Annotated in this window: 21 protein-coding genes; 12 read left to right on the forward strand and 9 right to left on the reverse strand. The window is 67.5% G+C overall.

Features of this window, described 5'->3' with window-relative positions; genetic code table 11:
- The gene (recN, locus tag KIT25_07580; protein ID UYN96780.1) at positions 1-1680 is read left to right on the forward strand and encodes a DNA repair protein RecN; all 1680 of its coding nucleotides are present in this window, start codon (positions 1-3) and stop codon (positions 1678-1680) included.
- A gap of 9 nt (positions 1681-1689) precedes the next feature.
- A complete protein-coding gene (gene ligA / locus KIT25_07585) occupies positions 1690-3849 on the forward strand; it encodes an NAD-dependent DNA ligase LigA (protein UYN96781.1) in 2160 nt (719 codons plus the stop codon).
- A 247-nt stretch (positions 3850-4096) separates the two neighbouring features.
- Here ligA and KIT25_07590 read toward each other — a convergent pair whose 3' ends face one another.
- Positions 4097-6106: an aminopeptidase P family protein gene (locus KIT25_07590; GenBank protein ID UYN96782.1), complete on the reverse strand. Its 2010-nt coding sequence runs from the start codon at positions 6104-6106 to the stop codon at positions 4097-4099.
- Between the two features lie 212 nt (positions 6107-6318).
- On the opposite strand from KIT25_07590, the gene KIT25_07595 reads away from it, so the two are divergent.
- Entirely contained in the window at positions 6319-6720 is a 402-nt protein-coding gene (locus KIT25_07595; protein ID UYN96783.1) for a DUF1127 domain-containing protein, read from the forward strand.
- A 114-nt stretch (positions 6721-6834) separates the two neighbouring features.
- On the opposite strand, the gene KIT25_07600 is transcribed toward KIT25_07595, so the two are convergent.
- The 3 genes from KIT25_07600 to KIT25_07610 are packed head-to-tail and all read right to left on the reverse strand — an operon-like array spanning position 6835 to position 10636.
- The gene (locus KIT25_07600; GenBank protein ID UYN96784.1) at positions 6835-7491 is read right to left on the reverse strand and encodes a DUF1028 domain-containing protein; all 657 of its coding nucleotides are present in this window, start codon (positions 7489-7491) and stop codon (positions 6835-6837) included.
- Positions 7488-8327 (reverse strand): 50S ribosomal protein L11 methyltransferase, encoded by an 840-nt coding sequence (locus KIT25_07605; protein UYN96785.1) that lies wholly within the window; start codon positions 8325-8327, stop codon positions 7488-7490. The genes KIT25_07600 and KIT25_07605 overlap by 4 nt, the downstream gene beginning before the upstream one ends.
- The gene (locus tag KIT25_07610; GenBank protein UYN96786.1) at positions 8324-10636 is read right to left on the reverse strand and encodes a UvrD-helicase domain-containing protein; all 2313 of its coding nucleotides are present in this window, start codon (positions 10634-10636) and stop codon (positions 8324-8326) included. Before KIT25_07610 ends, KIT25_07605 begins: the two co-directional genes overlap by 4 nt.
- Positions 10637-10713: 77 nt before the next feature.
- Here KIT25_07610 and KIT25_07615 point away from each other — a divergent pair, with 77 nt between their 5' ends.
- The 6 genes from KIT25_07615 to KIT25_07640 are packed head-to-tail and all read left to right on the forward strand — an operon-like array spanning position 10714 to position 15692.
- Positions 10714-11715 (forward strand): serine protease, encoded by a 1002-nt coding sequence (locus KIT25_07615; protein ID UYN96787.1) that lies wholly within the window; start codon positions 10714-10716, stop codon positions 11713-11715.
- A gap of 44 nt (positions 11716-11759) precedes the next feature.
- A complete protein-coding gene (locus KIT25_07620) occupies positions 11760-12716 on the forward strand; it encodes an MBL fold metallo-hydrolase (GenBank protein UYN96788.1) in 957 nt (318 codons plus the stop codon).
- On the forward strand, positions 12631-14298 hold the full coding sequence (locus tag KIT25_07625; protein UYN96789.1) for an FAD-dependent oxidoreductase: 1668 nt from the start codon (positions 12631-12633) through the stop codon (positions 14296-14298). Before KIT25_07620 ends, KIT25_07625 begins: the two co-directional genes overlap by 86 nt.
- The gene (locus KIT25_07630; protein UYN96790.1) at positions 14280-14465 is read left to right on the forward strand and encodes a DUF2783 domain-containing protein; all 186 of its coding nucleotides are present in this window, start codon (positions 14280-14282) and stop codon (positions 14463-14465) included. Before KIT25_07625 ends, KIT25_07630 begins: the two co-directional genes overlap by 19 nt.
- Before the next feature lie 5 nt (positions 14466-14470).
- A complete protein-coding gene (locus KIT25_07635; GenBank protein ID UYN97859.1) occupies positions 14471-15217 on the forward strand; it encodes an SDR family oxidoreductase in 747 nt (248 codons plus the stop codon).
- Between the two features lies 1 nt (position 15218).
- Positions 15219-15692 carry a GNAT family N-acetyltransferase gene (locus KIT25_07640; protein ID UYN97860.1) on the forward strand — a complete coding sequence of 158 codons (474 nt, stop codon included), beginning with the start codon at positions 15219-15221 and terminating at the stop codon, positions 15690-15692.
- On the opposite strand, the gene KIT25_07645 is transcribed toward KIT25_07640, so the two are convergent.
- Together KIT25_07645 and KIT25_07650 are read right to left on the reverse strand one after the other, a co-directional pair.
- On the reverse strand, positions 15679-16194 hold the full coding sequence (locus KIT25_07645; protein ID UYN96791.1) for a thioesterase family protein: 516 nt from the start codon (positions 16192-16194) through the stop codon (positions 15679-15681). The genes KIT25_07640 and KIT25_07645 overlap by 14 nt on opposite strands.
- Positions 16195-16199: 5 nt before the next feature.
- Complete coding sequence (locus tag KIT25_07650; GenBank protein UYN96792.1) at positions 16200-16712, reverse strand: thioesterase family protein; 513 nt, start codon at positions 16710-16712, stop codon at positions 16200-16202.
- 71 nt (positions 16713-16783) lie between these two features.
- Here KIT25_07650 and KIT25_07655 point away from each other — a divergent pair, with 71 nt between their 5' ends.
- Positions 16784-17527 carry an SDR family NAD(P)-dependent oxidoreductase gene (locus KIT25_07655; GenBank protein UYN96793.1) on the forward strand — a complete coding sequence of 248 codons (744 nt, stop codon included), beginning with the start codon at positions 16784-16786 and terminating at the stop codon, positions 17525-17527.
- Here the strand turns inward: KIT25_07655 and KIT25_07660 are convergent.
- Together KIT25_07660 and KIT25_07665 are read right to left on the reverse strand one after the other, a co-directional pair.
- Positions 17524-18762, reverse strand: a complete 1239-nt coding sequence (locus KIT25_07660) for an MFS transporter (protein UYN96794.1) — start codon at positions 18760-18762, stop codon at positions 17524-17526. The two genes, KIT25_07655 and KIT25_07660, sit on opposite strands and share 4 nt — an antisense overlap.
- Positions 18759-19472: an alpha/beta hydrolase gene (locus tag KIT25_07665; protein ID UYN96795.1), complete on the reverse strand. Its 714-nt coding sequence runs from the start codon at positions 19470-19472 to the stop codon at positions 18759-18761. The genes KIT25_07660 and KIT25_07665 overlap by 4 nt, the downstream gene beginning before the upstream one ends.
- 51 nt (positions 19473-19523) lie before the next feature.
- On the opposite strand from KIT25_07665, the gene KIT25_07670 reads away from it, so the two are divergent.
- Positions 19524-20549 (forward strand): NADP-dependent oxidoreductase, encoded by a 1026-nt coding sequence (locus tag KIT25_07670; protein ID UYN96796.1) that lies wholly within the window; start codon positions 19524-19526, stop codon positions 20547-20549.
- Here KIT25_07670 and KIT25_07675 read toward each other — a convergent pair.
- Positions 20546-21121 carry an HdeD family acid-resistance protein gene (locus tag KIT25_07675; protein ID UYN96797.1) on the reverse strand — a complete coding sequence of 192 codons (576 nt, stop codon included), beginning with the start codon at positions 21119-21121 and terminating at the stop codon, positions 20546-20548. The genes KIT25_07670 and KIT25_07675 overlap by 4 nt on opposite strands.
- Before the next feature lie 86 nt (positions 21122-21207).
- Here KIT25_07675 and KIT25_07680 point away from each other — a divergent pair, with 86 nt between their 5' ends.
- A complete protein-coding gene (locus KIT25_07680) occupies positions 21208-22050 on the forward strand; it encodes a hypothetical protein (GenBank protein UYN96798.1) in 843 nt (280 codons plus the stop codon).
- Positions 22051-22101 lie beyond the last annotated feature (51 nt).

The raw sequence follows: 22101 nt of genomic DNA on the forward strand, positions 1-22101 counted from the left end.
ATGCTGCAGTCGCTTTCGATCCGTGACTTCGTCCTGATCGAGAAGCTCGACCTCGCCTTGGCGCGTGACCTCAGCGGTGGACTTGGTGCCTTGACCGGCGAAACGGGCGCCGGAAAGTCGATCCTGATCGATGCCCTGAGCCTGGCCCTTGGCGCGCGCGCCGATTCAGCGGCGGTCCGGCGCGGCGCCGCGCAGGCGTCGGTCGCCGCGTCGTTCGATCTCCCTCGGGACCATTCCGCACATGCCATCCTCGCCGAGCATGGCCTCGGGTCCGACGATGCGCTTACGCTGCGACGCACGATCGGCGCCGACGGCCGCGGCCGTGCCTTCATCAACGATCAGCCCGCGTCGGTCGCTCTCCTGCGCCGACTCGGCGACACCCTGGTCGAGATCCAGGGGCAGATGGAACAGCACGGTCTTCTCGACACGGCCACGCATCGTGCCGCGCTGGACGCCTTCGCCGGCCTGGAGAAGCCCGCCGAGGCCGTGCGCGCGGCATGGCAGGCGTGGCAGTCGGCCGAGCGGGCGTGGGCCGAGGCCGAAGCGGCCGCTGTCGCCACCCGGCGCGACGAGGAATTCCTGCGTCATGCTGTCAAGGAACTCCAGGCCCTGACGCCGCGCCCCGACGACGAGGAGTCGCTGGCGGCGGAACGTCAGATGCTGCGCACCGGGAGCGCGTTGGGCGAGGCCGTCGCACAGGCGATCGGCGAGCTCGAGCAGGGGCGCGGCGCGGCGACCGCCCTGCGCACCGCCCATCGGTTGATCGAGCGCAACGTCGACAAGGCGTCTGGTCGTCTCGATGCGGCGCTTTCGGCGCTCGACCGGGCGCTCAGCGAGACGGTCGAGGCGCAGGCGCAGCTCGAGGCGGCCCGCGCCGCCGTCGAGTTCGATCCGGCGCGGCTGGAGAAGATCGAGGAGCGCCTGTTCGCGCTCCGCGCCGCAGCGCGGAAGCACAACGTCGCCGTGGCCGAACTGGCGCCGCTCGCCGACCGGTTCGCCGCCCAGCTGGCCGCGCTCGACGACGGCGAGGCCGGCCTCGCCAGGCTCGCCGTGGCCGCACAGGCGGCGCGTGCCGCGTACGTGGCGGCGGCACAGGCCCAATCGGCGGCGCGGCGCAAGGGCGCTCTCAGGCTCGACAAGGCCGTTGCGGGCGAGCTGGCGCCGCTCAAGCTCGACAAGGCGAAGTTCGTCACCGAGATCGCCGCCTTGCCGGACGCAGAATGGTCCGAGGCCGGCACGGATCGCATCCAGTTCCTGGTCGCCACCAACCCCGGCACGCCGCCCGCGCCGATCGCCCGTATCGCCTCCGGCGGCGAGCTGTCGCGTTTTCTGCTCGCTTTGAAGGTTTGCCTGGCCAAGGTGGGCGAAGCGCCGACCATCGTCTTCGACGAGGTCGATTCGGGAATCGGCGGCGCCACCGCCGCCGCCGTCGGCGAGAGATTGCGGCGGCTGGCCAGGGACGTGCAGGTGCTGGTGGTGACGCATTCGCCGCAGGTCGCGGCGGTTGCCGATCGGCACTGGCTGATCCGCAAGACAACGGGCCGCAGCGCCGCGACCACTGACGTATTGGCGCTCGATGCCAAGGGTCGCCGCGAGGAGATTGCCCGCATGTTGTCCGGCGCCGAGGTCACGGCCGAGGCGCGCGCGGCGGCCGATCGCCTGCTGGCCGCGACGGGGTAGGAGAGGATAATGTCCCGAGCCGCCAAGGTTGTGGCCGCCGTCGCCGTCGACGACCTCACCGAACGCCAGGCGCGGACCGAGCACAAGCGGCTCGCCGAGGAGATCGCGCGTCACGACCGGCTCTATCACGAGCAGGACTCACCCGAGATATCCGACGCAGACTACGACAAGCTGCGTGCCAGGGTGAAGGCGATCGAGGAGCGCTTTCCTCAGCTCGTCGATATGTTCAGCCCCACGCAGCGCGTGGCACCGACGCCGACGACGGCCTTCGCGAAGGTGCGGCATGCCAGGCCGATGCTGTCGCTCGACAACGCCTTCACCGACGACGAACTGCAGGGCTTCCTCGATCGCGTGCGGCGCGGGCTGGAACGCGAGACCGACCTCAAGCCGGACGAGGAGATCGCACTCGCCTGTGAGCCCAAGATCGACGGCCTGTCGATCAGCCTGCGCTACGAGAAGGGCGAGTTCACTGTCGGCGCCACGCGCGGCGACGGCACGACGGGCGAGGACGTCACCGCCAATCTCAGGACCGTGAAGGACATCCCGCACCAACTGAAGGGCAAGGCGCCGAAGACCTTCGACGTGCGCGGCGAGGTCTACATGGAGCGCCGCGCCTTTCAGGAGATGAACGAGCGTCAGGAGGCCGCCGGCGAGAAGACCTTCGCCAATCCGCGCAACGCCGCCGCCGGATCGCTGCGCCAGCTGGATGCCGGCATCACGGCGACCCGGCCGCTACGCTTCTTCGCCTATGCCTGGGGCGAGGCCGAGCCGCGTTCGTGGAAGACGCACAGCGAGTATCTCGAGCTGCTGAAGGGCTGGGGGTTCCGCGTCAATCCCCTGTCGCAGCTCTGCCGAACGCCGGAAGAGGTGCGCGCTTACTATCGCCGGATGGGCGTGGAGCGGCCGTCGCTGCCCTATGACATCGACGGGGTGGTCTACAAGGTCGACCGCATCGACTGGCAGGAACGCTTGGGCTTCGTGAGCCGCGCGCCGCGCTGGGCGATCGCGCACAAGTTTCCGGCCGAACAGGCGCGCACCCGGTTGAACGGCATACTGATTCAAGTCGGCCGCACCGGCGCCCTGACGCCCGTCGCCGATCTCGAACCGGTCAATGTCGGCGGCGTGATGGTCGCGCGTGCGAGCCTGCACAATGCCGACGAGATCGAGCGCCTCGACGTGCGGATCGGCGACATGGTGGTGGTGCAGCGCGCCGGCGACGTCATCCCGCAGATCCTGGGCCACGTGCCCGAGGAGAGGCCGAGGAAGGCGCCGAAGTATCGCTTTCCGACGCGGTGTCCGTGCCCGCTCGGCACGCCCGTCGTCAGCGAGGAGGGCGGCGTGGTGCGGCGCTGCTCGGGCGCGCTCGAATGTCCGTTCCAGCAGGTCGAGCGGCTGCGCTACTTCGTGTCGCGCAACTGCTTCGATATCGAGGGGCTGGGCGGCACCCACATCGAGAACTTCCATCGCGACGGGCTGTTGAAGGTGCCGGGAGACATATTCCGCCTGCCCGGGCGCGCCGCCGAGATCAGGAAACGGGAGGGCTGGGGCGATCTCTCCGTGCGCAAGCTGATCGACGCCATCGAGGCGCGACGCGCGATCGCACTCGACCGCTTCGTCAACGCGCTCGGCATCCCGCTGATCGGCGAGGCGACGGCCAAGATCCTGGCGCAGGAGTACGGCGACGCCGACGTCTGGTTGGAGGAGATGCTCCAGGCCGCCCGGCAGCGCCGCAAGCATCCCGACGAGGATGTGAAGAAGGAGAGGGCGACGGAGTCGGTCGGGGCGAGCTACGGCCGCCTTTGCAATGTCGAGCAGATCGGCGTCACGACCGCCGATGCCGTGTGCGGCTTCTTCAGCGAACCGCACAACGTCGAGGCGATCCGCGACCTCCGCCGGCAGCTCACGGTCGAGGGAGTGAAGCGCCGTGCGATCGCCGCCGACGCGCCGCTCAGAGGCAAGATCGTGGTCTTCACCGGCGAGCTGTCATCGATGACACGCGACGCGGCAAAGGCGCGGGCTGAGGAGCTGGGCGCCAAAGTAACCGATTCGGTGTCCAAGAAGACCAGCCTGGTCGTCGTCGGCGAGAATGCCGGCTCCAAGGCCCGCAAGGCGGCGGAACTGGGCGTCCAGACCTTGACCGAGGAGGAATGGGTGAAACTCTCGGGCTGAAACGGCCGGGCAGTCCTCGATGAGTCCACTCCCCGAGGACCGCTTCGATGCCGATGCCATCGGCGTCCGAGCCGATTCGTCCTCGAGTCCTCGCAGTCCCCTCGAATCCTCGGTGTCCACTCATCCACAGGCCTGTGGAAACCGATGTTTTGTCGTCGTCTCGACCTGCAACGCATCTAATGCCCGGCGCGATCTGTGGTGGATGCCCGCAAGCGCCGAAGATCCGTCCGACCGGTCCAAGAGGACCTCAGACGGGCCGCGTCGCTGTCTCGAGCCAGGCGCGGGTTTGGCCATCGACCTGCGGCCCTACGACTTCACGCACCCGCGCGTGGTAGTCGTTGAGCCAGCGCTTCTCGGCCTCGGTCAGCAGGTCGATCTCGATGCAGGCGAGGTCGATGGGCGCGAGCGTGAGGGTCTCGAACTCGAGATAACGCCGGTCGGCGCCGTCGATCCGAGCTTCCCTGACCGCCACCAGGTTCTCGATCCGGATGCCGTAGCCGCCGGTCTTGTAGTAGCCGGGTTCGTTGCTGACGATCATGCCGGGCTGCAGCGCCACGGTGCTGGCCACCTTTGAGATGCGGTGCGGCCCCTCGTGTACCGACAGATAGGCGCCGACGCCATGCCCCGTGCCATGGTCGTAGTCGAGCCCCACCTGCCACAGGGCGTAGCGCGCGAGCGCGTCGAGCTGCGAACCGGTAGTGCCGACGGGAAAGCGCGCCGTGCCCAGTGCGATGTGGCCTTTGAGCACGCGGGTGAAGCGATCGCGCATCTCGGGTGTCGGTGTGCCGACCGCGACGGTGCGCGTGATGTCGGTGGTGCCGTCGCGGTACTGCCCTCCCGAATCGACCAAGTAGAGAGAACCCGGTTCGAGTACCCGTTCGGTCGCCGGCGTCGCGTGGTAGTGCACGATCGCGCCGTTGGGGCCAGCGCCTGAAATCGTGTCGAAGCTCAGATCGCGCAACTGCCCGGTCTGCTGGCGCATCACCTGAAGCCGGTTCGAGACCTCGATCTCGCGCAGTTTGCCGCCGGCCGCCGCGCTTGCGAGCCAGGCGAGAAACCGGCTCACGGCGGCACCGTCGCGATGGTGCGCGGCGCGGATGCCGGCCAGTTCGGTCGCGTTCTTGCAGGCCTTGGGGAGCGCCACCGGGTCGGCGTCGCGCACCAGCGTGGCTCCCGCCGCCTGCAGACGGGTCGCCGCCCAATAGGGCGCCGTCGAGCTCTCGACCAGCACGCGCCTGGTCAGCGTCCCGAGTGTCTCGAGCGCCAGTCCGAGCTCATCGGGTGTTGCCAAGGTCACGGCATTGCCGAGCCATGATGCGGTGCGCGCCGGTACCTTGCGATGATCCATGTAGAGGTCGACGTGGCCGTCGGCGTGCAGCAGGGCGAAGCCCAGGGCGAAGGGCGTGCGCGGTACGTCACCGCCACGCACGTTCAGCAGCCAGGCGATCGAATCGGGCTGCGTGAGCAGGGCGACGTCGGCGCCCTTGGCGGAGACGATCTCGGCAATACGCTTGCGCTTGTCCTCGCTGCTCTCGCCGGTGAACTCCTGCGGATGAGGCAGGACCGGCGCGAGCGGTGCGGCCGGGCGATCCGTCCACACGGCGTCGATCGGGTTGGACTCGACCGCGACGATGCTGCCCCCCGCCTTCTGGATGGCAGCCGCGAGGCGGGCGTGACCGTCCATGGTGATCAGCCAGGGATCGAAGCCGAGCTTGCCTCCCCTGGGCAGATGCTCGGCGATCCAGCCCTCGGGCGATTCCTCCGGCACCTGGTGCGGCTCGAAGGCGGCGGTGTCCACCTGCGCGCGCACGGCGAGCGTATAGCGTCCATCGACGAAGATCGCTGCGCGCTCGGCCAGCACCGCGGCGAGTCCGGCCGAACCGCTGAAGCCCGTCAGCCAGGCCAGCCGCTGCGAACGGCGCGGCACGTACTCGCCCTGATGTTCATCGGCGCGGGGAACCAGAAAGCCGTCGAGACCCCGGCGCGCCAATTCGGCGCGAAGCGCGGCGAGGCGAGAGCCGGGTGCCGGCGAGATGCCGAGGCCGTCGTCTGCCTCGGCGAGAACTGCCCGCCACTCAGTCAGGGCCTTGGTCAGATCGGCATCAGCATCGCCCACGAACAGTTCGATCCATTCCGGTCCCGCCAGGCCCTCGGGAGCCGCAGCGACGCCGCGCATCAGGGAATCGAGCGTTTGTGGGTCGGCTGTCATCCCACGCTGGCGCAACAGGTGAAGAACGTCGTCGGGAGCTGAGCTCATGATGTGACGCGGACCCTACGTGGAGCGATCCGGCCTCGCAATCTGCGCAATAAACGGTCGCGCAAGATTAGAAATGCTAATTTTGAAGGCGGTATGCTTTGTACGCATGGCAGATTGTGCAAGCCAGCATTTTTCCTTTCGTCTCAGGGCCCTATATTTGCTTTGTGCGGAGCAGCATAGCGCGTTTGCAGCGCACAACGAAGGAGACGATCATGATGACCCAGCCGATCCGGATGTTTGAGAATCTGACCAGCGAAACTGCGCCGGCCGGGGAAAACGCGTCCAAGTTCATTCTGACGCCCGAGCAGCGCCACTACATCGAGTTGCGCGCCCGCCATGAGCGCGCCGAGGTGTTGTCGAACTTGCTCGGCGACGCCCTGCTGTGGCTCGGCCACCAGGTCCGGCGCCTCGTCGTCGCGGTCAAGGGCGACTACAAGCTTCGCCTCGCCGAGGCCCAGCTCCACCGCATGAGCGACCGCGAACTGGCCGATCTCGGCCTGACACGCGCCGACATCACCTTCGCCGTTCGCGACGCGACCGGCGAGGCTCCGCAGTTCGACGTGACCGGCATGCCTGCCGCGCCGGCCAACGGCAACCTGCGTCGCGCAGCCTGATCCACGAAGTGGCGTAGCGTACGCGTAACGAGGGCCGGCGAAAGCCGGCCCTTTTTGTTTGGCCTGCCGCCGCCAGGCACTCCGTTGGGCGCTGGGGCCGGACGCGGCGTCAACTCACAGGACGAGTGCGCCGTCGGGGTCGATGGCGCGGACGACGTAGGCGTCGGCCGCTGGCTGGTAGAGCTCCCACAGGAAACGCAGCTCCTCGAGCGGCCGCGGGCTGAGATCGACCCTGAGATCGACATAGGCGAAGCTCTCCCGGTGCATGACCAGCAACGCCGCGGACTTGAGCTGCTTGAGTTCGCCGCCGGCGGCGTCGCCCGCCTCGATGGCGCGCATCAGCCGCTCGGCGAGCGGTTGGCCTTCGTTCTCCTCGAAGCTCGAGACCATCGCATCGGCAACGGAGCCATTGCGCAGGATATTGCCCGCCGCGGCGCAATCGCGACCGACCTTCGAACTTTGGGTCGTGCTGATCCTGGTGCCGTTGAAAACCGCACCCTTGCCTTCGCCGTCGAGCACGACCAGTTGGCGCCAGCCGATGTGTGGGTCGTCGCGCTCGATTTCGCCGATCGCCGCTTCCGGCGAGCGCCCGCGCCGCAGGTGTTCCAGCAGCTTCGGCCCGAGACGCGGATCCGTGCGGTGCTGCGTCAACACCACGCCCACCTTCGCCTCGGCCCAGGCACAGCGGCTGCCGACCGCCATGGAGGAGGTTGTGACGACGGCGCCCAGCATACCGGTCCGGGCGCAGCGGCCCGCGATCGAGAAGGTCATGGCTCCTCCTGAATTCGCTTCAGCAGCAACGTGCGCCACCAGGCGCCGCCGGTCTCGAGGTCGATCTGGCGCTCGAGCGCGAAGCCGCGGCGCGCATAGAGCTCGACGATGTCCGGTGCCTGCTCGACCAGGATGCCGCTGAGGACCACGCGCCTCGCCGACACGAACGACGTCGAGAGCTCGATCAGCGGGCCGAACAGGATGTTGGCGACGATCAGGTCGTAGGGCGCTTTTGCGGCCAGTTCCGGCGCCTGCAGGCCGACAGAAGTGTAGAAGCGGCAGAGGCCGGCCACGCCGTTGAGCTCGGCGTTCTCGACGGCGACGGTGACGGCTTGGGGATCATTGTCGCCACCGACCACCGGGCGGCGCCAAAGCTTGGCCATGGCGATGGCGAGGATGCCGGAGCCGCAGCCGACATCGACGGCATTGGTCGCCTCCCTTGGATCGAGCGTCGCCAACACCTCCAGGCAGCCGCGCGTGGTGGCGTGCGTGCCGGTGCCGAACGCCATGCCCGCATCGATGCGCAACGGGACCTTGCCGGCCGGCATGCCGACCTCATTGTGCGAAGGATGGACCCAGAAGGGACCGACCGTGAACGGCTGGAACGAGCGCTGGTTCTCGGCCACCCAATCCCGGTCGGGCAGCACTTCCCACCGCCATGCGATGTCGAGCGCCGGCCGCTCGCCTTCGCCGAAGATCTCGATGCACCACGGCCCGTTCAGCGACATCTCGCGGCTGGTGACGACGAAGCCCTGTTCTGCCAGCGGCTCGAGCGCCCGTTCACGGAGGGGCCGCTCGGCGGCGGGAACGATCACCGACGCCTTCCAGCCGCTCACGCCGCCTCGACGAAGCTGTCCAGCACCTTCTTCGAGCCGGCTTTCTCGAACTCGATGTCGAGTTTGTTGCCGTCCACGGCGACGATGCGGCCGTAACCGAACTTCTGGTGGAATACACGCTGGCCGATGGCGAGATCGGGCTTGTCGCCCTCGACGGCGCGGCGATCGTCGAACGTCTCGTCGCGCCAGCGTGTGCGCGCGCGGCTTCCGAACTCCGACCGATTGGTGACGCCCAGGCTCTCGTAGTCGAAACCCGATGCCTGTTCGCGCAGTCCGCCATGATGACCGGCGGAGTAGGTGGCGTAGAGGCCGGCGTCGCTGCTCTCGCGCAACTGGTCGGCCGGCAGCTCGCGCAGGAAGCGCGACGGGATCGCCGCCTGCCACTGGTTGAACACGCGCCGGTTGGCGGCGAAGGAAACGTAGGCGCGTTTGCGGGCACGCGTCAGCCCGACATAGGCAAGTCGCCTTTCCTCCTCGAGGCCGGCCAGGCCCTTGTCGTCGAGGGCGCGCTGATTGGGGAACAGGCCTTCCTCCCATCCGGGCAGGAACACCGTGTCGAATTCCAGGCCCTTGGCCGCGTGGAGAGTCATGACGCTCACCATGTCGCCGCCCGACTTCTCGGCATTGTCGGTGAGCAGGGCGACATGCTCGAGGAAGGCGGGCAGGCTGTCGAACTCCTGCAGCGCGTTGGTGAGCTCCTTGAGATTCTCCAGTCGTCCCTCGGCTTCGGGTGAGCGGTCGGCACGCAGCATGTCGGTGTAGCCCGACTCTTCGAGGATGGTTTCGACCACTTCGACATGGTGCATGCCGTCGAGCATCGCCCGCCAGCGGTCGAAGCTCCTGACGAGGTCGCCCAGCGCCTTGCGCGGCCGCGCCTTGAGCTCGTCGGTCTCCAGCGCCCGCCGCGTCGCCTCGAACAGCGATACCTTGTTCGCGCGCTGGATCACGCGCAACGTGCGCAGCGCCGATTCGCCCAGGCCGCGACGCGGCGTGTTGTAGATGCGCTCGAAGGCGAGGTCGTCGTCGGGCTGCACGGCGACCCGGCAATAGGCCAGCGCGTCGCGGATCTCCTGCCGCTCGTAGAAGCGCGGGCCGCCGATCACCCGGTAGGGCAGGCCCATGGTGATGAAGCGCTCCTCGAACTCGCGGGTCTGGAAGCCGGCGCGCACCAGGATGGCGATCTGGCTCAGCGGATGCCTGTCGCGCTGCAGCGCCTCGATCTCCTCGCCGATCGAGCGCGCCTCCTCGTCGCCGTCCCACACGCCGCGCAGGGAGATGCGCTCACCCTCCTTGACGTCGGTCCACAGCGTCTTGCCGAGCCTGCCTTCGTTGTGGCTGATCAGGTGCGACGCGGCGGCGAGGATGTGCGGCGTCGAACGGTAGTTGCGCTCCAGCCGCACGATGGCGGCGCCGGGGAAGTCGCGCTCGAAGCGCAGGATGTTGCCGACCTCGGCGCCGCGCCAGCCGTAGATCGACTGGTCGTCGTCGCCCACGCAACAGACATCGGGTGTCCCCTGGGCGAGCAGCCGCAGCCAGAGATACTGAGCCACGTTGGTGTCCTGGTATTCGTCGACCAGGATGTGGCGGAAGCGGCGATGGTACTGCGCGAGCACGTCGGGATGCTGCTGCCACAGGGTGACACAGTGCATGACCAAGTCGCCGAAATCGACGGCGTTCACCTCGGCGAGCCGCGCCTGGTACTGGCGATAGATCTCCGCGGCCTTGCCGTTGGCGAAGTCGCCGGCATCGTCGGCCGCCACCTTTTCGGGCGAGAGCGCGCGGTCCTTCCAGCGCTGGATGATGCCGGAGAGCACGCGGGCCGGCCATTTCTTGTCGTCGATGCCCTCGGCCTGGAGGAGCTGCTTGATGAGGCGAGTCTGGTCGTCGGTATCGAGGATGGTGAAGTTGCTCTTCAGCCCCACCAGCTCGGCGTGGCGGCGCAGAATGCGCACGCCCACGGAATGGAAAGTGCCGAGCCACATGCCGTCGGCCGCGCCGCCGATCAGTTGCGCGACGCGGTCGAGCATTTCGCGTGCCGCCTTGTTCGTGAAGGTGACGGCCAGGATTTGCGAGGGGCTCGTGCGACCGGTTATCAACAGGTGCGCGATGCGGGTGGTCAGGACGCGCGTTTTGCCGGTGCCCGCGCCGGCCAGTACGAGCAGCGGTCCGGCGTCGTGGATCACCGCCTTGCGCTGCTCTTCGTTCAAGCCCTCGAGATGGGTGGAAGGCGCGACGGCGGTTCGTGCCGGAGGAGGAACGGCCGGCACGGGATCGTCGGTGATTTCGAACGGGTCGGCGGGGGACGCCATCAGCGTCATATAGCAATCGCTGCGGCATACGCCTATCTTTGCAAGCGGGACACAAAGGTGCAGGCATGGCCCGAGGGTTGAACGGATCCGCGAACGGCTCGAGCCGGTGGCTGGGCGGCCAGGAGGGCGTCGAAGCGCGCCGGCCCGGCGGCTCGAACCTGCCGCCCGAAGTGTCCGACGTGCTGCCGGCCGTGGTCGGGGTGCAGACGAAAATTCCCGAGAGCCGGCGCTCCGCGCAGACGCTCGGTGCCGAGCGCGAGGGCCATGGCGTCGTGATCGACGACCGCGGCCTCGTGCTCACCATCGGCTATCTCATCATGGAGGCATCTCACGTCGCCGTGACCGATCTCGAAGGTCGCACCTTTGCCGCACGCATCGTCGGCTATGACTACGAGAGCGGGTTCGGCCTGGTCCGCACCAACGCAAACCCCGACATCAAGCCCATGCCGTTCGGCGATTCGGACGAATTGACCCTGCGCAGCGAGGCCTATGTCGCGGGCGTGGGCGGCGAGAAGGCCACGCTCAAGGTCAAGGTCGCCGGCCGCCGCGAGTTCGCGGGCTATTGGGAGTATCTGCTCGACAACGCGATCTTCACCGTACCGGCCTATCCGCTGTGGGGTGGGTCGGCGCTGGTCGGCGGCGACGGCTCGCTGCTCGGCATCGGTTCGCTGCTGGTGCAGGAGGCGCTGGGACCGGGCGCGCCAGCCTTTCCCGGCAATATGTACGTCCCGATCAACCGGTTGAAGCCGATCTATGCCGAGCTCGCCGAGAAGGGCGGCCTGTCGACGCCGCCCCGGCCCTGGCTCGGCGTCTATACCGTCGAGCACATGGGCCAACTCGTGGTGGGCGGCATCTCCGATGGCGGTCCGGCCGATCGAGCGGGCCTGCAGCGGGGCGACGTGCTGCAGGCGCTGGACGGCGAAGTGCTGGACGATGTAGCCGACTTCTATCGCAAGCTTTGGTCGTTGGGCCCGGCCGGCACGCCGGTCGTGCTGCGCATGGAGCGTGATGGCGATTCGTTCGAAGTGACTGTGCGAACCGGTGATCGCGCAAACTACCACAAGTTCGGCACCGACTAGGTCCGACCGGAAGCAACGACAGAAGAGTACGGGAGAGACAGCGTATGGCCAAAGCCTTCGCCTCACAGGCCGACCTTGCCGAGAAGAAGATCACCTTCAGCCGGCTGAGTGAGCATGCCTATGCCTTCACCGCCGAGGGCGACCCCAACACCGGCATCGTGGTGGGCGACGACGGCGTGATGGTGATCGACGCGCAGGCGACACCCAGGATGGCGCAGACCGTGATCGAGAAGATCCGCACGGTCACCGACAAGCCGGTCAAGTACGTGGTACTGACCCACTACCACGCGGTGCGCGTTCTCGGCGCCTCCGCCTACGAGGCCCAGCACGTGATCTGCAGCGAGGCGACGCGCGAGATGATCGTCGAGCGCGGCGCGCAGGACTACAAGTCGGAGCTGCAGCGCTTCCCGCGGCTCTTCCAGGCGGCGGAGTCCATTCCCGGCCTCACTTGGCCCACCGTCACCTTCAGCGATCGCATGACCTTGTGGATGGGTAAGCTGCAGGTCGACATCGTGCATGCCGGGCGCGGCCACACCAAAGGCGACACGATCGTCTGGCTGCCCGAGGAGCGCACGCTGTTCAGCGGCGACCTGGTCGAGTACGGCGCCACGCCCTACGCTGGCGACGCCCACTACAAGGACTGGCCGGAGACGCTGCAGAAGCTGCGCGATCTCAGGTCGCTGGCGCTCGTCCCCGGACGCGGCGACGCGCTGGTCGGCGAGACGCAGGTGGAGGAGGGCATCGCCGGGACCCAGGCCTTTCTCAGCGAGCTCTACAAGGTGGTGTCGCGGAGCGCCGAGTCGGGCGATTCGCTGAAGCAGGCCTACGACAAGGCGATGACCGCGCTGCAGCCACGCTACGGCAACTGGGTGATCTTCGAGCACTGCATGCCGTTCTGCGTGTCGCGCGCCTACGATGAAGCCAAGGGCCTCGACCATCCGCGGATCTGGACCGCCGAGCGCGACATCGAGATGTGGACGGCGCTGGAGAAGAGCGCCTGACGCTGTGGGCTCGTACGAGTACCGCCGCTATCCCTATCGCCGTCCTGCCGATCCCGAGCAACGGCGGCCGGTCGTGATCGTCGGCGCGGGCATCGCTGGTCCGACGCTCGCCCTGCTACTGGCCGAGCGCGGCGTGCCGGTCGTGCTGCTCGATGACGACGACACGGTTAGCAACGGAAGCCGCTCGATCTGCCAGGCCAAGCACAGCCTCGAGATCTGGGATCGCTTCGGCGTTGCCAGGCGCATGGTCGAGAAGGGCATCACCTGGGAGCAGGGCGAGGTCTATCTCGGCGACGCACCGATCTGGCGTTTCAATCTGCAGCCCGAACCCGGCCACAAGTTCCCTGCCTTCGTCAACCTGCAGCAGTACTATGTCGAGGAGTACCTCTACGATCGCTGCCTCGGCGAGAAGCTGATCGAGTTCTGCCCGCGCAACAAGGTCGTCGGCGTGACACCCCGCAACGACGGTGTGGCGCTCGAGGTGGAGACGCCGGACGGACGATACCGCCTCGACGCAGCCTGGGCGGTCGCCTGCGACGGCGTGCGCAGTCCCGTTCGGCATATGCTCGGCCTGCCTTATCCCGGCGAGGTGTTCGACGACCGCTTCCTGATCGCCGACATCCGGTTCAAGGGCGACCTGCCGAAGGAGCGGCGCTTCTGGTTCTACCCGCCGTTCCATCCCACGAACTCGGTGCTCCTGCATCGCCAGGCCGACGACGTGCTGCGTGTCGATTTCCAGCTCGGCCGCGACGCCGATCCGGAGGAAGAGATGAAGCCGGAGAACGTCGACCGCCGTCTGCGCCAGATGTTCGGCCCTGACGCGCGCTGGGAGCACGAGTGGACCAGCGTCTACACCTTCACCTGCCGCATGATGGAGCGCTTCGTGCACGGCCGCGTGGTGTTCGCAGGTGACGCCGCGCACGTCGTCTCGCCGTTCGGCGCGCGGGGAGGCAATGCCGCGGTGGCGGACGTATCCAACCTCGCCTGGAAGCTCGCTTTGGTGCTGGCCGGCGAGGCGCCCGACTCGCTGATAGACAGCTATTGCCACGAACGCCGAGCCGCCTCGCGCGAGAACATCCTCAACTCGACGCGCGCCACCGACTTCATCACGCCGAAATTCGAGGCCTCGCGCATCTTCCGCGATGCCGTGCTCGGGCTGGCGCGGGACTTTCCCTTCGCGCGCTCGCTGATCAACAGCGGGCGCCTATCGGTGCCGACCAGCCACGCCGGCTCGCCGCTCGATACGCCCGACGGCGCAGACGACTGGGGCGGTGCGCCGATGCCGGGGCAGGCCATGGTCGATGCGCCGCTCGGCGGTGGCTGGCTGGTCGACCGCGTCGGCCGGGACTTCGCGCTGCTGGCATTCGGTGTCGGCATCGTGCCGCCGCCCGGCATCGACGTGGTACCGATGGCGGAAGAAGGCTTGGCCTGGCAACGCTACGGCGCGCGGCCGGGAACGGCCTACCTGATCCGCCCGGATCGCTATGTGGCGGCACGCTGGCGCGAGACAGACGCAGCCGCCGTCACGCGGGCCATGGCACGCGCCATGGCCAAGGAGGGAACATGCTCTGCCGAACCTTGAACCTCGCGCGGCCCGACGATGTCTACAACGCGCTGATCGACGCCCACAAAGGGTTGAGCGACGAGCAGTGCCGCGCCTTCGACGCCCGGCTGATCCTGTTGCTGATCAACCATGTCGGCGACGAGGTCGTGATTCGCGAGGCATTGAAGGAGGCCGCCGCGCCATGAAGGACATGCTGACCGGACGGCTGGCGCTGGTCACCGGCGCGGGGCGCGGCAACGGCGCGGCGATCGCCCGGGGACTGGCGGCCGCCGGCGCGCGCGTCGTCGTCACCGACGTCGACAAGGACGCCGCGCACGGCATCGCCGAGGCCATCGTGCGCGCCGGCGGCGAGGCGCGCGGGTTCGCGCTCGACGTGACCGACGAGGCAAGTTGCCGCAGGCTTGCCGAGGATGTCGCCTTGCTGGTCGGACCGATCCGCATCCTGGTCAACAACGCGGGCCTCTTCCTGCGCGGCAATCTGGTGGCATCCGACGGGCGGGCGCGCTGGGACCGGACGATGGAGGTGAACGTCACCGGCGCCTACAACGTCACCCTGGCCTTCATCGAGCAGTTGAAGCTGACGCGCGGCTGCATCGTCAACATCGCCTCGATCAACTCCTTCATCGCGCCGGCCGGCAGCGGCGCCTATCCGGTGTCCAAGGGCGCGCTCGTCCAGTTCACGCGGGCGCTGGCCTCCGAACTGGCGCCGGACGGCGTGCGGGCGAACGCGCTGGCGCCCGGCATCATCGCCACGGCGATGACCGAGGCGACCCGCGCCGACCCCAAGCGGCTGGAGGCATTCCTCGCACACGTGCCGATGAAACGGGTCGGGGAACCCGAGGAACTGGCCGGGCCGGTCGTGTTTCTGTGCTCCGACGCGGCGAGCTACATCACCGGCGCCGTTCTGCCGGTCGACGGAGGTTATCTTGGCGTCTGACATCGAGGTACGCGCGGCGACGGTCGACGACGTCGAACTGCTGCATCGATTCTCGGTCGATCTGGCGACCTACGAGGACGAGCCGCACGCCGTGACCGCGACACCGCAAACCCTGGCGCGTGACGGCTTCGGCGCGAGCCCGCAATTCGTCGCCCTGATTGCCGAGCGCGCCGGCAAGCCGGTGGGCTTCGCCCTTTGCACCTTCAACTACTCGGTCTGGACCGCCGCCCGCGGCATCTTCGTCGAGGACATCTGGGTGGTGCCCGAAGAGCGGCGCGGCGGCGTGGCGCGCGCGCTGATGGTCGCGCTCGCCCGCGAGTGTCTCGCCAAGGGTTACAGGCGCATCGACCTCAACGTGCTCGACTGGAATCCGGCGCGCGGCTTCTACGAGAAGATCGGCTTCAGGTGGATCAGGAACTGGTTGCCCTATCGCCTGAGCGGCGAGGCACTGGAGAAGCTCGCTACCTCTTCTTGAGTCCCATCACGCGACCGGCCTTCGCTGGTCGCGGCAGCACCTTGTGAGCGTCCCACAGAGCCTCGAGCCGCTCCGCAACCTGCACCGGCCACGGCGCCGACTTCCGACTGGCGTAGTCGATGTTCATCACGATCGCCTCGTTGGTGGCGGCGAGGTAGCCCTGATCGGCGTGGAACATCTCATGATAGAGATGGACCCGCTTGGCGTCGCGCTCGAGCAGCTGCGTAGTGAAGCGCATCGGCGCGCCCTCGCGCAGCTCTCGGTCGTAGGTGACGTGGGTCTCCAGCACGAAGGTCATGCCCGACTTGCTGTCGACGTAGTTCCGGCCGAGCCCCATATTGCGCATGAAGGCGCCGGAGGCCTGATCGAAGGCCGCGACATAGAAGGCCACGTTCATGTGGCCGTTCCAGTCGACCCACTCCTTCAGGACGGTGGAGCGATGGGTGTCGAGCGGCGCGCGCGTCACCAAGTCTGGCAGTTCGTAGGGCAACGTGACCAGCATGGAGGCTACTTCCGCTTGATGCCGATGAGGCGACCCGCCTGGGCCGGCCGCGGCAGGCCGGCATGGGCCGCCGCGAGCTTGGCGATGCGCTCCATGGCGAAGTCCGGCCAGGGCGCAGAGCGACGGCTCTCGTAGTCTATGTTCATCAGCATCAACTCGTTGGTCGCGGCGAGGTAGCCCTCGGTCGCGTGATACATCATGTGGATGTAGTGCAGGCGCTTGGCGTCGTGGTCTAGGATCTGCGTGGCGATGCGCAGCGGATCGCCCTGCTTGACCTCGCGGTCATAGGTGACGTGCGCCTCCAGCACGAAGGTCATGCCGATCTTCCGCTTGGTGTACTCCCAGCTGCAGCCGAACTGCTCGCACAGCGTGTCAGTCGCCTTGTCGAAGGCGACGACGTAGAAGCCGACGTTCATATGGCCGTTCCAGTCGATCCATTCGGGAAGCACGGTGGCCCGATGGCGGTCGAGCGGCGCGGCGGTGTCGAGCTCGATAATGGGGTAGGGAGGTAATTTCATGCGGCCGGACCGTAGCGAAGCCGCCCCTCGCGCCGCAAGTTCGGCGAAACCACTCACTCCGAGGTGCGGACATGGCCAGAAAACCCAAAGCGCTCGTCCTGGGCGTCGGCGCGGAGCGCGGCATCGGCGGCGCGGCGAGCCGGCGCTTCGCCGGGGAGGGCCATCACGTGCTGGTCGCCGGCCGCACACCGGCCAAGATCGACAAGGTGGTCGACACCATCCGCGAGCAGGGTGGTTCGGCGACGGCGGTTGCCGTCGACGGCACCAGGGAAGACCAGGTGATCGCGCTGTTCGACAAGGCGATGATCGACGACGCCGACGGATCACCCGCCGATCTCTTCGTCTTCAACCTGGGCAACAACGCCGCCATCGATTTCCGCGAGATGACGGCGCAGCACTTCGAGGAGTCGTGGCGTGTCGGCTGCTTCGCCGGCTTCCTGTTCGGTCGTGAGGCGATGCGCCGCCTGGCGCCGTTGGGCCGAGGCACGGTCATATTCACCGGCGCCTCGGGTTCGATGCGCGGCAGGCCGCGTTTTGCCGCCTTCAATGCCACCAAGGGCGGGCTGCGCCTGTTGGCACAATCGATGGCGCGCGAGTTCGGGCCGCAAGGCATCCATGTCGCGCACGTCATCATCGATGGCGGCATCGACGGCGAGCGGCTGCTGTCGCGCATGCCCGACCGCAGGGACAAGGCCGGCCCCGATGGCCTGCTCGATCCCGAGGCCATTGTCGACAACTACTGGCATTTGCACCGGCAGCACCGCAGCGCCTGGAGCCACGAAGTCGATCTCAGGCCGTACAAGGAGACGTTCTAGGCGCCCCGCACCGCGCGCGCCTTCTCGTACCAGCGCGACATCAGTTCGATGGCGATCCAGGTGAGGAGTGCGCTGGCGAGCAGTGTGTAGAGTGCGTTCTGCCAGCCGACGAAGTCGACGATCAGGGCGAACAAGGCGGGCGAGAAGGCGTTGACCAGCAGGATCGGCGTCGCGATCAATCCGAGGACCGCCCCGTAGCCCTGCGCGCCGAACAGGGCTAGCGGCACCGCGCCGCGCACGATGGTGATCACGCCCTGCGATGCGCCGAGCAGGAGGGTGAAGGCGACGAGCAGCCACAGTTCGCCGCGCGCCAACATCAGCAGCAGCAGCGCAGGCGGCAGCACGCCGATGGCGATGCGTGCCACGGTCATGGCCTTGAGGTTGCGGCCGAAGAAGATCTCGACCAGCCGGCCAGCGAACTGGCCGTGTCCCTTCAGCGACGCGACCCAAACGGCCGCCGCTCCCGCTAGTCCTGCCGCCTCGAGGAGCGGCACGAGCTGCAGCGAAACGACGCCGAACACGAAGCCGTTCAACGACATGATGAGCGCGAACAGCGCGATGCCGATGGTTCGACGCCGTCCTTCGAGGAGCGGTCCGTCCGGCGTGGCGGCTGCAGGTTTGGCGGCCGTCGCCTGGCCCGCGGTTTCGCGCCATGTCAGCCCGATCCAGTTGAGCGGCAGGCAAACAACGAGATTGATCGCCGCGAAGATGACGAGCGTGCCGCGCCAGCCATGCTCCTCGTTGAGGTAGTGGCCGATCACCCAGAACACGGTCGAGGCATAGGCGCCATAGAGCGTGAGATAGGAGATGGCGGCCCGACCACGGCTCGGCACCGCCTGCACGAGGGCAGCGAAGGCCGCGTCGTAGAGGCACAGGCGCATGCCGACGCCGATCACCGCCCAGGCTGCGAAGTAGGTGGCGACGTCGCGCACCAGCGAAAGGCCGAGAAGCCCGGCGGAAACGACGACCGTGCCCATCGACATCACCGTGCGGGCCCCGATCCGGTCGATAAGTCGCCCGACCCAGGTCGAGATCAGCCCCATAACCACCAGCGCGACGCTGAAGCCGAGGAAGACCGTGCTGATAGCCCAGCCCGTCTCGGCCACGATCGGTTTGGCGAGGACTCCGAGGCAATAGTAGCTGGTGCCCCAGGCGGTGATCTGCGTGATGCCGAGCGCGTTGACCGAGATGACCAGTGGATCGCGCCACCAGCCGCGTCGTGCCGCGGCGCTCATGCCGGAATATCCAGCAACTCGCGCGCCACCAGGCCGGGCGCGGAAATGATGCAGTTGTGGCCGGCCTCGATGGGACGGAAGCGGATATGCGGCATGTCCTGCACCTTCTCGTGCATGCCGGCCGACACAGGATAGCGCGGCTTGGTGCAGGCGATATAGGTCATCGGCCGCCCATTGCCCGCCGCATGGTGCATGCGGACCGGCTTGGTGTAGCAGGCCAGCGGATGCGGCGTGAGCTGGCGGTGCGTCCAGGCGGCGAGCCCGGGATCGTCGATGATCAGGCTGCCCTGGGGCGCGAAGGGCAGCACCTCGACGCCGTCGATCGTCCGCACCAGCTTCAGGCGCTTGGCGACGATGTCCTTGGGTATGCGGCCGAAGATCGACTGCCCGTCCTGGGTGATGCCGCCGTCGACGATCACCAGGTGGGCGATCCGCTCGGGCGCCCGGTCGGTCACCATCGTGGCGATCAGGCTGCCGAAGCTGTGCCCAACCAGCACGATGTCGCTCAGTTTCTCGCGTTCCAGATAGTCCAGCGTGTCGGCAAGCAGCAGGTCGTTGTCGATTTGGGGCGAGAGCTCGGCCGCACGCTCGCCGACGCCGCGAAAGGGCAGGGCACGCGCGTCATGCCCTTCCGCCGTCAGACGGTCGAGTACGAATCGCCAGGACCAGGCGCCCATCCAGGCACCGGGCAGGCAGAGATAGGTACGCATCGCCTCTCTCTGTTAGCACATGCTAGCGTTCGGCCAAGGAGGAGGATACCTATGACCACCACCAACCGCCGCGTGCTGCTGAAGTCGCGTCCGCAGGGCGAGCCGAAGCCGACGGATTTCCAGATCGACGAGGCGCCGCTGCCCGAACCTAGGGAAGGAGAATATCTCTCCCGGACCGTGTGGCTGTCGCTCGATCCCTACATGCGCGGGCGCATGTCGGAGGCCAAGGGCTATGCAGCCAATGTGAACCTCGGAGACCCCATGGTAGGAGGCACGGTCGGACAGGTCGTGAAGTCGCGCCATCCGACCTTCAAGGAGGGCGACTTCGTCGCCGAGTACTCCGGCTGGCAGAGCTACGCCCTGTCGAATGGCGCGATGTCGATGAAACTCGATCCGAGTACGGCGCCGATTTCGACCGCACTGTCGGTGCTCGGCATGCCTGGCATGACGGCGTGGTGGGGACTCATGCAGATCGGCAAGCCCAAGGCCGGCGAAACCGTCGTCGTGTCGGCGGCCTCGGGTGCGGTCGGCTCGGTCGTCGGCCAGCTCGCCAAACTGCACGGTTGCCGCGCCGTCGGTATCGCCGGCGGCAAGGACAAATGCGACTACGTGGTCAAGGAACTCGGCTTCGACGCCTGCGTCGACTATCGCGCATCGGGCGCCAATCTCTTCAAGGACATCCGGGCCGCGGCGCCCAAGGGCATCGACATCTATTTCGAGAACGTGGGCGGCGCCGTGCAGGCCGCGGTCGTGCCGCAGCTCAACGACTTCGCGCGCGTGCCCCTGTGCGGCCTGATCTCGCAGTACAACGAGATGCAGATGAGCCCGGGGCCCGACTGGCGATTGCTGCTCATCAAGCGGGCCTTGATCCAGGGCTTCATCGTGTCCGACCATTTCGCGCAGATGGAGGGCTTCTGGAAGGAAGTCCCGGTGGCGGTGAAGGCGGGCAAGATCAAATATCGCGAAGATATCGTCAAAGGCATCGAGAACGCTCCCGACGCCTTCATCGGCCTGCTGAAGGGCAGGAACTTCGGCAAGCTCCTGGTGCAGGTCTCGGACGACCCGACGCGGCGTTAGGCGGCGCGGCGCTTCAGGGCCAGCCCCATGGTGATCCACGTCGCGCCGATGAAGATGAGGTCGATCCCGAGGAAGATGCCGAGCGTGAAGAAGCTCGAAACCGGCCACTTGGCGACGATGATCAGGCCGAGCAGGAAAGTCAGGATGCCCGAGAAGACCACCCAGCCCCAGGGCGTGCCGTGCTTCATCTGCGTGGCGAGGAAGATGCGCAGCAGGCCCGACACGATCAGCGCGATGCCGAGCAGCAGGGTCAGGATCGTGGCGGCGGCGAAGGGATCGAGGATGCAGACGATGCCGGCGCCGACATAGAGAACGCCGAGCAGCAGCCAGAGGAAGAATCGACCCCACGTCTTGACGCTGAAGGCGGCGACGATCTCGGCGGCGCCGGCCATCAGCATCATGACGCCAACGATCAGGACAGCCGAGGCCGTCGCCAGGGCAACGCTGCCCAGCGCGATCACGCCGGCGATCAACGCCACGACGCCGAAGGCGACGATCCACCTCCATTTGTCGCGCAGCGCGCGGATACCCTCGGCGAGATTGTGCGGAGCCGGATTGTCGGTCGTCGACATGGCGTCCTCCTTCAGTGCGGAACGGGTGGCGACGAGTTTACGTCCCGACGATGGCACTGTCCCGGGCCGTGTGTGACAATCCACGCATGACCGATACCCCCAAGAAAGAGCCGGCAGCAGCGCGGCCCGCCACCACCGTTCTTCTTCTCCGCCCCTCGAAGCAGAGCGACGCCTCCTCGCCGCTGGAGGTCTTCATGGTGGTGCGCCACCACCAGATCGATTCCTTTTCCGGCGCGCTGGTGTTTCCCGGCGGCAAGCTAGAGGACGCCGATGGCGACGAACGCCTGCGCGCGCGCTGCACCGGCGCCGCCTCGATCGGTGACGAGGAACTCAAGTTCCGCGTCGCCGGCGTGCGCGAAGCCTTCGAGGAGTGCGGCATCCTGCTTGCCCACAGGCGCGGGCGACGCGAGTTGATCGGCGCCGCGGACCTGGCTCCGATCGAGAAGCGCTGGCGCGACAGGCTCGCGAAGGACGAGGCGAGCATCGTCGACCTGGTCGAGGCGGAGGATCTCGAACTGGCGACCGATCTCATGGTGCCCTACGCGCACTGGATCACCCCGGTCTTCGTGCCCAAGCGCTTCGACACGTGGTTCTTCCTCGCCGAGGCGCCGGCCGATCAAGTGGCGTTGCATGACGGCTCGGAGTCGGTCGATTCGGTCTGGATCGGCGCCCAGGAGGCGATCGCAGAGGCCACGGCAGGCCGGCGGACGCTGGTGCATGCCACACAGAAGAATCTCGAACTGCTGGCTGAGGGTGGCACTGTCGCCGGTGCGATCGCGCAGGCGAGGAAGCGCAAGATCGTCACCGTCCAGCCGTGGGTCGAGGCGCGCGAAGGCAAGCGGTTCCTGCACATCCCGCCCGACGCCGGCTATCGCAATCTGGTGCGCGAGATGCCGCCGCAGGGAGGCGTTCCGCAGACCGGTCGGTAGTTCCGTTTGCGCCGATTGGGCTGGCGCGCTAAGAGCCGATGAACGAGCGTT

The organism is Enhydrobacter sp. (assembly GCA_025808875.1).
In the GTDB taxonomy this organism is placed as follows: Bacteria; Pseudomonadota; Alphaproteobacteria; order Reyranellales; family Reyranellaceae; genus Reyranella.

What these genes read in the sequence shown, in the direction of transcription:
- KIT25_07655 (UYN96793.1), top strand. Translation starts at nt 16,784, where the DNA reads ATGGCCAGAAAACCCAAAGCGCTCGTCCTGGGCGTCGGCGCGGAGCGC.
- KIT25_07625 (UYN96789.1), top strand. Translation starts at nt 12,631, where the DNA reads ATGAAGCCAAGGGCCTCGACCATCCGCGGATCTGGACCGCCGAGCGCG.
- KIT25_07665 (UYN96795.1), bottom strand. Translation starts at nt 19,472, where the DNA reads ATGCGTACCTATCTCTGCCTGCCCGGTGCCTGGATGGGCGCCTGGTCC.
- KIT25_07610 (UYN96786.1), bottom strand. Translation starts at nt 10,636, where the DNA reads ATGGCGTCCCCCGCCGACCCGTTCGAAATCACCGACGATCCCGTGCCG.
- KIT25_07635 (UYN97859.1), top strand. Translation starts at nt 14,471, where the DNA reads ATGCTGACCGGACGGCTGGCGCTGGTCACCGGCGCGGGGCGCGGCAAC.
- KIT25_07660 (UYN96794.1), bottom strand. Translation starts at nt 18,762, where the DNA reads ATGAGCGCCGCGGCACGACGCGGCTGGTGGCGCGATCCACTGGTCATC.
- recN (UYN96780.1), top strand. Translation starts at nt 1, where the DNA reads ATGCTGCAGTCGCTTTCGATCCGTGACTTCGTCCTGATCGAGAAGCTC.
- KIT25_07590 (UYN96782.1), bottom strand. Translation starts at nt 6,106, where the DNA reads ATGAGCTCAGCTCCCGACGACGTTCTTCACCTGTTGCGCCAGCGTGGG.
- KIT25_07630 (UYN96790.1), top strand. Translation starts at nt 14,280, where the DNA reads ATGCTCTGCCGAACCTTGAACCTCGCGCGGCCCGACGATGTCTACAAC.
- ligA (UYN96781.1), top strand. Translation starts at nt 1,690, where the DNA reads ATGTCCCGAGCCGCCAAGGTTGTGGCCGCCGTCGCCGTCGACGACCTC.
- KIT25_07650 (UYN96792.1), bottom strand. Translation starts at nt 16,712, where the DNA reads ATGAAATTACCTCCCTACCCCATTATCGAGCTCGACACCGCCGCGCCG.
- KIT25_07600 (UYN96784.1), bottom strand. Translation starts at nt 7,491, where the DNA reads ATGACCTTCTCGATCGCGGGCCGCTGCGCCCGGACCGGTATGCTGGGC.
- KIT25_07645 (UYN96791.1), bottom strand. Translation starts at nt 16,194, where the DNA reads ATGCTGGTCACGTTGCCCTACGAACTGCCAGACTTGGTGACGCGCGCG.
- KIT25_07620 (UYN96788.1), top strand. Translation starts at nt 11,760, where the DNA reads ATGGCCAAAGCCTTCGCCTCACAGGCCGACCTTGCCGAGAAGAAGATC.
- KIT25_07675 (UYN96797.1), bottom strand. Translation starts at nt 21,121, where the DNA reads ATGTCGACGACCGACAATCCGGCTCCGCACAATCTCGCCGAGGGTATC.
- KIT25_07670 (UYN96796.1), top strand. Translation starts at nt 19,524, where the DNA reads ATGACCACCACCAACCGCCGCGTGCTGCTGAAGTCGCGTCCGCAGGGC.
- KIT25_07595 (UYN96783.1), top strand. Translation starts at nt 6,319, where the DNA reads ATGATGACCCAGCCGATCCGGATGTTTGAGAATCTGACCAGCGAAACT.
- KIT25_07680 (UYN96798.1), top strand. Translation starts at nt 21,208, where the DNA reads ATGACCGATACCCCCAAGAAAGAGCCGGCAGCAGCGCGGCCCGCCACC.